Consider the following 9975-nt stretch of genomic DNA (forward strand, 5'->3'; position numbering starts at 1 on the left):
TTCAGATAGCCACGCGCCACCCCCGCGCCGCCAATGTAAAGCTCCCCTACGGCCCCAAACGGAACAGGCGCGCCATCACCATCCAGCAGATAGATCCGCGTGTTCGCAATCGGACGGCCGATCGGGACAACGGCCCCATCAAAATCAGCCGGGCAGCTCCACGCTGTCACGTCGATCGCAGCTTCCGTCGGACCGTAGAGATTATGCAGGCCAGTCCAAGGCAATACGCGCCGAACCTTGTGCAAGCTGGCGGCAGGAAGCGCCTCGCCACTGCACAACAGGCGCTGCAGCGATGTGCAGCGATCAACCCCCTTCGCATCGATAAAGCTGACCAGCATCGATGGTACGAAGTGTGCCGTGGTGATGCGTTGGCTGATGATCAAGTCCACCAATGCATCGGGGTCTTTGTGCGCATCCGAAGGCGCCAGCACCAAGGTCGCACCTTCAAGCAGCGTCCAGAAGAACTCCCAGACCGAGACATCGAAGCCAAATGGCGTCTTCTGCAACACGACATCAGTTGCCTTGAGACCATAGGCTCTTTGCATCCAGATCAGCCGATTGATGATGGCCCGATGCTCATTCTGTGCCCCCTTGGGCGTTCCGGTGGATCCCGAGGTGTAGATCACATAGGCGAGATGGCGCGAGGTCAGACCGAGGGCGCGCGGGTCCGGGTTCGCGGCCGGCAGCTGCGCCCACGCCGGGGTCGCCGTCTCCAGGTCGACCACCGTCAGATCGAGTAGCGCATCGCTGCCGAGTGCGGCGCGGCCGGCCACATCGGCCAGCAACAGGTGTGGGGCCGCATCCTTGAGGACCTGCCGCAGCCGCGCCGACGGATAGGCCGGATCCAGCGGCAGATACGCCCCGCCCGCCTTGAGGATCGCCAGCAGCCCGACCACCATCGCGATGCTGCGCTGAAGGCAGATCGCCACCGGCTGGTCCGGCCTGACCCCGAGCGCGATCAGGTGGTGCGCCAGCCGGTTCGCCCGCGCATTGAGCTCGCCATAGCTTACGCGTTCCTCCGCATCGACCACCGCCACCGCATCCGGCGCTTTGCGGACCTGCGCCTCGAACAGCTCATGGATGCACTGCTGCTCAGGATACTCCGCCGCCGTCCGGTTCAGCTCCTCCACCAGATACGCCCGCTCGTCGGCCGGCAGCAGCTCGATGCGCCCGACCTCTTGCCGCGCATCGGCAACCATCGCCTGCAGCAGCGCCAGCAGATAGCCTCGTTGCCGCTCGATTGTCGTCTGATCGAACAGCCCCGTAGCATAGCCCAGCGTTCCCGCGATGACCTCGCCATGCTCGCAAAGGTTCAGCTCCAGATCGAACTTGACCTGATCGAAGCCGTCTGCCGCCCCCTCCACACGCCGCCCAGGAAGGTCGAAGGCCGGGGCGGCGTTGTTCTGCCAGGCCAGCATCACCTGGAACAACGGCGTGTGATCAAGACGCCGTGGCGGCTGCACGATCTCCACCACCTGCTCAAATGGCAGGTCCTGATGCTCCTGCGCTCCCAAGGCCGTGCGCCGCGTCCGCGCTAACAGCTCCGACACGCTCGGCTCCCCCGACAGGTCAAGCCGAAGCGCCAGGGTGTTGACGAAGCAGCCGATCAGCTCTTCGACCTCGTGCCGACCGCGATTGGCGCTCGGCACCCCGATCACTATGTCGTCCTGCCCCGACAGACGCGACAGCACCGCCGCCCACGCCGCCAGCACCGTCATGAACAAGGTCGTGCCATGCCGCTGGCTCAGCCGCCTCAAGCCCCGCGTCAGATCCGCATCGATCACGACAGGCACCATGGCCCCGGCAAACGACTGCTCTGCCGGCCGCGGCCGGTCCGTCGGCAAGGCCAGACGGGCCGGCGCGCCAGATAGATTGTTGCGCCAATACTGCGCCTGGCTCTGCAGCCGTTCCCCTGTTAGCCACCGCCGCTGCCAGGCGGCATAGTCCGGATACTGGATCGCAAGCGGCGGCAGCGGATCGTCTTGTCCAGCCTCAAACGCCCGGTACAGCTGACTGAGTTCACGCGCCAACACGCCCAGCGACCAGCCATCCGAGACAATGTGATGCTGGGTCAGCAGCAAGACGTGCTCCTCGTCCGACATCCGGATCAGCCGGCCGCGGATCAGCGGCCCCCGCGCCAAATCGAACGGCGTGCGCGCCTCTTCACGGCACAGCTCCAAAAGCGCGGCGTCCGCATCTCCCCGGGCGCGCAGATCATGCTCCGTGACGGGCAGCCCCGCATCCTTCGGCAGAACCTCGACCCGAGGCTCACCCTCTGAGGCGACAAAGACACTGCGCAGCGCCTCATGCCGTGCCAGCAACCGGTCAAGGCTGCGCTGCCAGACGCTGCGGTCGAGCGCACCTTGCAGCCGCCGCGCCAGCGGCATGTGATAGCTCGTGCTGCCCTGATCCAGCTGCGCCAAAAACCACAGCCGCTGCTGCGCAAACGACAACACGAGCGGCGCATCACGCGACACGGCCACAATGGCCGGGAGGTCTTGCGGACCGCGGGGGCTCATCTCGACCACGCTTTCCGCCAGATCGGCCAGCACCGGTTTGGCAAACAGCCTCGTCAGCGGCAGTTCGACACCAACAGCCCGCGACAGCCGGCTCAAGAGCTGCACCGCCAGGAGCGAGTGGCCGCCGAGTTCGAAGAAGTGGTCGTGGCGTCCGACCCGCTCGACCCCGAGAAGCTCCGCCCAGATCTCTGCCAGCGCGGTCTCGATCTCGCCCTGCGGCGGCTCATAGGCGCGGCGCGCATAGGCCTCATCCTCAGGCATCGGCAGCGCCTTGCGGTCGAGCTTGCCGTTTGCCGTCAGCGGCAGCGCCGCCAGCCGCACGAACGCCGACGGCACCATGTAGTCCGGCAGCCGCGCACTCACATGCGCGCGCAAGGCGCCGGCAAGCTCGGCTCCATCCAGCTCCTCCGATGCCGCCTCGGGCGCACACACCACATAGGCGACAAGACGCGTCTCGCCGGTGCGATCCTGTTGCGCCACCACCACCGCATCGCGCACGAACGCGTGCTCGCAAAGCCGTGCGGCGATCTCGCCGGGCTCGATCCGGAAGCTGCGGATCTTCACCTGGTCGTCGTTGCGGCCCAAAAACGCCAGATTGGCGTCCGGCAAGTACCGCGCCAGATCCCCGGTGCGGTACATCCGCGCCCCCGGCTCAGTGCTGAACGGATCGGCCACAAACCGCTCCGCCGTCAGCGCGGGCCGGTTCAGATAGCCACGCGCGACCCCCGCCCCGCCAATGTAAAGCTCCCCTACGCCCCCAAACGGAACAGGCGCGCCATCACCATCCAGCAGATAGACCCGCGTGTTCGCAATCGGACGGCCGATATGCGGCACAATGTCGACGAAAAGCCGTCCCGAGGTCGCCACGACCGTCACTTCAGTAGGGCCGTAGTTGTTTATTAGCTTGAGAGCCGCTGGTAGAGGCGCAGGCACACGCTGGAGACGATCCCCGCCAACAAGCAAGTACTCCAATGTGGGATTTACCAGCTTATCTTCTAACGCGATCGTGGCGAGCGGCGTGATCAAAAAGGCGGAGTCCAGCGATTGATCACGCCACCATTGCAGCAAAAGGAGAGAATCTCCTGCCGGCGCTCTGGGCGGGAGCAGCAATGTGCTGCGGTTACATAACGCAGACCATAGCTCCCAAGTGCTGGCATCGAATGCTACTCCAGCCGTGAGCGCACAGCAGGTTTCGGGTTGCGGACAAAACGTTTGCACATGCCATGCTATAAGATTGACCAATCCCCGATGCTCGACCATGACACCCTTGGGCGTTCCGGTGGATCCCGAGGTGTAGATCACATAGGCGAGATGGCGCGAGGTCAGACCGAGGGTGCGCGGGTCCGGATCGCAGGCCGGCAGCTGCGCCCACGCCGGGGTCGCCGTCTCCAGGTCGACCACCGTCAGATCGAGTAGCGCATCGCTGCCCAGCGCCGATCGTCCCGCCGCATCGGCCAGCAGCAGAGGCGGCGCCGCATCGTTGAGCACCTGGTGCAGCCGCGCCGACGGATAGGCCGGATCCAGCGGCAGATACGCCCCGCCCGCCTTGAGGATCGCCAGCAGCCCGACCACCATCGCGATGCTGCGCTCAAGGCAGATCGCCACCGGCTGGTCCGGCCTGACCCCGAGCGCGATCAGGTGGTGCGCCAGCCGGTTCGCCCGCGCATTGAGCTCGTCATAGCTTAAGCGCTGGTCCTGATAGACCACCGCCACCGCATCCGGCGCCTTGCGGACCTGCGCCTCGAACAGCTCATGGATGCACTGCTGCTCGGGATACGGCGCCGCCGTCCGGTTCAGCTCCTCCAACAGATACGCGCGCTCAGCGGACGGCAGGATATCCAGCTCGCGCACCGGCGTGTTCGGCGCCTGCTCCAGCGCGTCGGCCAGTTGCTCGAGCGCGCGCTGCATGTAGCCGCAGACCCGATCCGCGGAGACGGGCTCCGCCACCTGCGCCGTCAGACCGAGCGCCTCGCCAACATCATCCACCGACAGGGTCAGCGGATAGTTGGTGCGTTCCTCCCCGCCCAGCCATTCCACGCCGCCCAGCCCAGCATCCGGTCCGCAAGCGAGCGCCGGCGCGGTGTGGCGGTAGTTCAACAGCGCGCTGAACAGCGGCGCCGGCGCCGCAACGCCGCTGCAGCGTTGCGCCAACGCCAGCGAGGCATGCTCGTGCGCCAGCAGCTCGGCCAGCCGGGCGTGCGTGGTCCGCACGCTCGCCTCGACCCCGGTGCCGTCCAGATCAAGCCGCAGCGGCAGGGTGTTGATGAACAGGCCCATGGTGCGGTCGGCACCCGCGCCGCCATGCATGCGGCCAAACAGCACCGTGCCGAACACCACCTGCTCGCGGCCGCTGCTGCGCGCCACCACCTGTCCCCACGCCAGATGACACAGGCTGGCCAGGCTCACCCCAAGCCGCCGCGCCTGGCTGCGCAATCGCGCGTTGAGCGCCTGCGGCAGCCTCCGATGCGCCTCATGAACCCCGCAGCCGTCGCCGTGGACCTCGCTTAAGCCAAACGGCGTGGTCGGCGCATCGATGTCCCCCAGCAGTCCCCGGAAGAACTCTTCATGCGCTTTGGTACCAACGCCCAGGCGCGCCTGCGCCACCAGGTTGCGGAACGGCTGCGGGGCGGCCAGCTCATGGTCGCGCCCGCCGAGCACGGCCTTAACCTCGGCATGCATCACCTCCAGCGTCGTGTGATCCCCGATCAGATGATGCTGCAGCTGCAAGAGCAGCCAGCGCGCGCTGCCGGGCTCGCGCGCGATCACAAACCGCAACAGCGGGGCCCGGCCAAGATCGATGCGGTGCTGGCGCGGATCAAACCTCAGCCTGAGCTGCGCGTGGCCAGGACCGCCGGAGCCATCCAGCTCGACCTCGGTCACATTGAGTGGCGCGTTCCGCCACACCACCTGGGCCGCGCGCGACAGGCCCTCCCAGACAAACGACGTCCTTAAGATGTCGTGCCGGTCCACCACCCGCTGAACCGCGGCAAGATAGCGGTCCAACACGCCACGGTCGGCAAACGCCATCTGCGACACCAGCAGGTACGGATCGCCTTGGCGGGCCAACAGATGATGGAACAGGATGCCGTCCTGCAGCGGCGACAAGGCATAAATATCCTGGATGTTGCCGACGCCGCCGGGCACCGTGGCGAGGATCCGATCGATCTCTCCTTGCGTCAGCTCGATCAGCGGCAGCATCTGCGGCGTGATCGAGCGGCTCTCTGCCGTGATCAGGTTGGCCGGCACCGCCACCTCGTGATGACTGCGCAGGCTCGCGGCCAGATCCGCCAGCACCGGCCTGGCGAACAAGGTCCGCACCTTCACCCCCAGCGACAGCCGCCGCAGACGCTCGATCAGCTGCACCGCCAAGAGCGAGTGGCCGCCCAGTTCGAAGAAGTGGTCGTTCCGTCCGACCCGCTCAACACCCAGAAGCTCGGCCCAGATTGTCGCCAGCGCCGTCTCGATCTCGCCTTGCGGCGCCTCATAGGCGGCGCGCGCATACGCCTCATCCTTAGGCGCCGGCAGGCCCTTGCGGTCGAGCTTGCCGTTCACCGTCAAGGGCAGCGCCGCAAGGTGCACAAACGCCGACGGCACCATGTAGTCCGGCAGCCGCGCACTTAAGTGCGTGCGCAAGGTGCCGGCAAGTTCGCTTCCATCCAGCCCATCCGAGCCCGCCTCGGACGCGCACACCACATAGGCGACCAGCCGCTGCTCGCCGGCGCGGTCCTGGCGCGCCACCACCACCGCGTCGCGCACCGCGGCGTGCTCGACGAGCCGCGCCGCGATCTCGCCCGGCTCGATGCGGAAGCCGCGGATCTTCACCTGGTCGTCGTTGCGGCCCAGAAACGCCAGATTGCCGTCCGGCAGATAGCGCGCAAGGTCGCCGGTGCGGTACATCCGCGCCCCCGGCTCAGTGCTGAACGGATCGGCCAAAAACCGCGCCGCGGTCAGCTCGGGACGGTTCAGATAGCCACGCGCCACCCCCGCGCCGCCAATGTAAAGCTCCCCCACCGCCCCAAACGGAACAGGCGCGCCATCACCATCCAGCAGATAGATCCGCGTGTTCGCGAGCGGACGGCCGATCGGGACAACGGCGCCATCAAAATCAGCCGGGCAGCTCCACGTCGTCGCGCAGACTGTTGCTTCGGTAGGTCCATAGGCGTTGACAATAGATGCTGCAGGCAGGGCTCGGATAAGCTCGGCCTTCGGGAGCTCTCCAGCAAGTACGAGAAGTTGCGACGCCAAATATTCCAGATGCTGGCTTCCCTGAAGCAATGCTGGAGGCAACGTCGCATGCGTGATGGCTTCGTTTCGCAGATAGTCCGATAGCTCTTTGGTCGATTGACGGATCTCACCCGCAGGCAAGTGCAAGGCGGCTCCTGAGCCAAACGCCATGACAAGCTCTGAAACACTTGTATCAAAACCAAAGGAGGCGAACTGCACCACTCTACTGTTGGAACAAGCGCCAAAAAGCACGATCTGAGCCAACCCCAGATTGACCAATCCCCGATGCTCGACCATGACGCCCTTGGGCGTGCCGGTGGATCCCGAGGTGTAGATCACATAGGCGAGATGGCGCGAGGTCAGACCGAGGGCGCGCGGGTCCGGGTTCGCGGCCGGCAGTTGCGCCCACGCCGGGGTCGCCGTCTCCAGGTCGACCACTGTCAGATCGAGTAGCGCATCGCTGCCCAGCGCCGATCGTCCCGCCGCATCGGCCAGCAGCAGAGGCGGCGCCGCATCCTTGAGCACCTGGTGCAGCCGCGCCGATGGATAGGCCGGATCCAGCGGCAGATACGCCCCGCCCGCCTTGAGGATCGCCAGCAGCCCGACCACCATCGCGATGCTGCGCTCAAGGCAGATCGCCACCGGCTGGTCCGGCCTCACTCCGAGCCCGATCAGGTGGTGCGCCAGCCGGTTCGCCCGCGCATTGAGCTCGTCATAGCTTAAGCGCTGGTCCTGATAGACCACCGCCACCGCATCCGGAGCCCTGCGGACCTGCGCCTCGAACAGCTCATGGATGCACTGCTGCTCGGGATACGGCGCCGCCGTCCGGTTCAGCTCCTCCAACAGATACGCGCGCTCAGCGGACGACAAGAGCCGAATTCGTCCTACCGGCTGCTGCGCATCGGCCATCACGGCACACAACAAATTCTGCAAATGCTGCGTCATGCGGTCGATCTGCTTGGGCGCCAAGCGACCTGCATCAAAGTGCCATCGAAAGCTCCCTTCCAGAGCGCAAACCTCAAACGTCAGCAAATCACCGGATAGGGGCGCCTCAAAACTCGGGCTTGCAAGATCACCAGCGGCAGACCCGCTATTTGCAGTAACCGTAACGCCAACCGGCCAGGGACGGCGCGATCGTAGCGCCTCACCGCCCCGCAACGTCGGGTAGCGCGCGATAAGATCCCGCGCAAAGCTATCGTGCTCCCTCAGCTGAGCACACTCGGCCGCCACCGCCCTGCGCACCTCTGCAAAATCATGACCGAGATCTATGATAATTTCCATTGGCACGACAGAAGCGACAAGCACCTCCACCGCCTTCACCCCGGCTCGCGATTCATTCGCTGGGGGAGTCCATCCCAATTGAAGCTCTGATTCTCCCGTGAGGCGGGCGAGATAGATCAGCCAAGCGCTCAGTATGTACTCGGTGCGATCATTGGGGGACAGCTCGGCCAAAGCACTTGGAATGAGCCACGAACTCGACTGCCATCTCGGGGGAGCCACAGCTTGTGGAGACGACAGAAAAGGAAGCTGCAATATTTTAGATTGCTCAAGCCGCTGTCGCCAGAAACTCTCCCGAGGCGCCAACATTTCATGCGTAACAGTTATACTCCGCGCCTGATCATCGTTTAAGATCGGCAGGCGATCGCCTTCATCCAGATCGGAGCACCTTGCGAGTGCCCGCGCATCCAGAGCCTGATCATCCAGGCCGCCAAACCAAACATCAACATCCTCTGTCCCGGTCGCCACACGCCAGTGGCGGGGATGGATTTCAACCAGGGAGCCCGCCGGAAAGCCCGAGCGCCTCACCGTCACCTCCAAGCACCTGACTGCGACAACGTCATCGCCCACGAGAACCTTGGACAGACACAAGGGATTGGCATGATACGGCCCAAAATCCAAGGCGCGTGTCATTGCTGACAGATCTTGCGCGGATCGATCCCATCGCAGACACCCCGCAGCATCTGGGCGTCGACGCCTCGGGAAAACACTTCTGTCAACTAGCGCCTGCGGACGGGCACTGAGCTCTCCATTTGTTAAGCCGGTCAAAAGCTCACGGAAGCCCTCGATCGCGGCTTCATAACATTTGAGGTTCAGCGTTAACGCCGTATCGCTGGGCGCAATTAAGACGTGGCGCTGAACCACCAGAGCACCAGCATCAACCCGATGATCGATACGATGCCACGCGATGCCATGTTCGGCCTCTTGGGCCAGCAGCGCCCAAGACGTCGCGTGAGTACCCGCATATCGTGGCAACGGACCGTCATGGTAGTTGAAAGCGCCTTGACGGGCTCGCTCAAACACCACTGGCGGCAAAATGAACGGGTTGGCAACCGAAAAAATCCACTCAACCGGTTCGGTCTTCAGCAACGTGGAGAGCTCTTCAATGCTCCCAACACACAGGATATTGGCGTGAGCGGCCCAATCGGCGAATGTGGCGTCGGCACACAGCGCCGCGCGGATGTCGTGACCCTTCTCCCTCGCTAGCTCAGCACACCTGATGGCCAGCGTACCACTACCAACAAAGACGGTAGAACCGATTGGGGAGGTTGCAAGTCGTTGCCCACCACAATCGCCTGACTCGCAAGCGTTTGGCTGCGCCAGAGGAGACCAATGCGCCATCTTCACCCCTCAGCCAATGCATGCGGTTCCCGGCCAAGGCGCGCGCCACATAGCGACCTAAGCCTGTCACACTCGTCAGGATTTGCTCGGGAATTGCCGCACTGAACGCTAATCGACTCCGGCCAGCCATGAGAGTTATCCAGCGCTACGAATGACAGCGACATCCCCGACGGACGCCACAACGCTTCATTTGGCGGGATCGCACTCAACCGTGCAGCGTCTATCGAAGTGAGAATCAATCGAGCAAGATTCCTCTGAATGTGTGGGCGCGGGGCCGACCGCGGGACCGCTATCGTCCTTTGGATCCTCACTGTCTCAGAGCAATCCGCGTGCCACCAAACAGGTTGTGGAGGGCTTACTTGAAGAGGGAAAAACCACTCTTTGCGCCGCGGCGGCGAAATACTTGATCCTCTGTGTTCGGTTCCGGATACTACATCGTCAATTGGACACGGCTGTTCGCGACAATACAGAGCGGCATACTAAGAAGAGCTATCGCTAAATTTTGGTGACGGCCTGGCCGGTTAGGCGGCGGCGGTTATGGGCTGACGGTCAGTCGGCTTGGCGATGACCTCGATCCCGTCGTTGAATGTCACACCGAGAACGAGTTTTGGCA

At 64.3% G+C, this 9975-nt stretch carries 2 protein-coding genes; one reads left to right on the forward strand and one right to left on the reverse strand.

Going from position 1 to position 9975, the window contains the following annotated elements; all coding sequences use genetic code 11:
- Positions 1 to 7712, reverse strand: a 7712-nt coding sequence (locus GWE18_RS41330; RefSeq protein WP_275191232.1) for a non-ribosomal peptide synthetase, incomplete at its 3' end; no start/stop codon positions are given.
- A gap of 1158 nt (positions 7713 to 8870) precedes the next feature.
- On the opposite strand from GWE18_RS41330, the gene GWE18_RS41335 reads away from it, so the two are divergent.
- Positions 8871 to 9227: a hypothetical protein gene (locus tag GWE18_RS41335; RefSeq protein WP_275191233.1), complete on the forward strand. Its 357-nt coding sequence runs from the start codon at positions 8871 to 8873 to the stop codon at positions 9225 to 9227.
- Positions 9228 to 9975: the final 748 nt, after the last annotated feature.

The sequence above is a fragment of the Bradyrhizobium sp. CSA112 genome (assembly GCF_029051645.1).
In the GTDB taxonomy this organism is placed as follows: domain Bacteria; phylum Pseudomonadota; class Alphaproteobacteria; order Rhizobiales; family Xanthobacteraceae; genus Bradyrhizobium.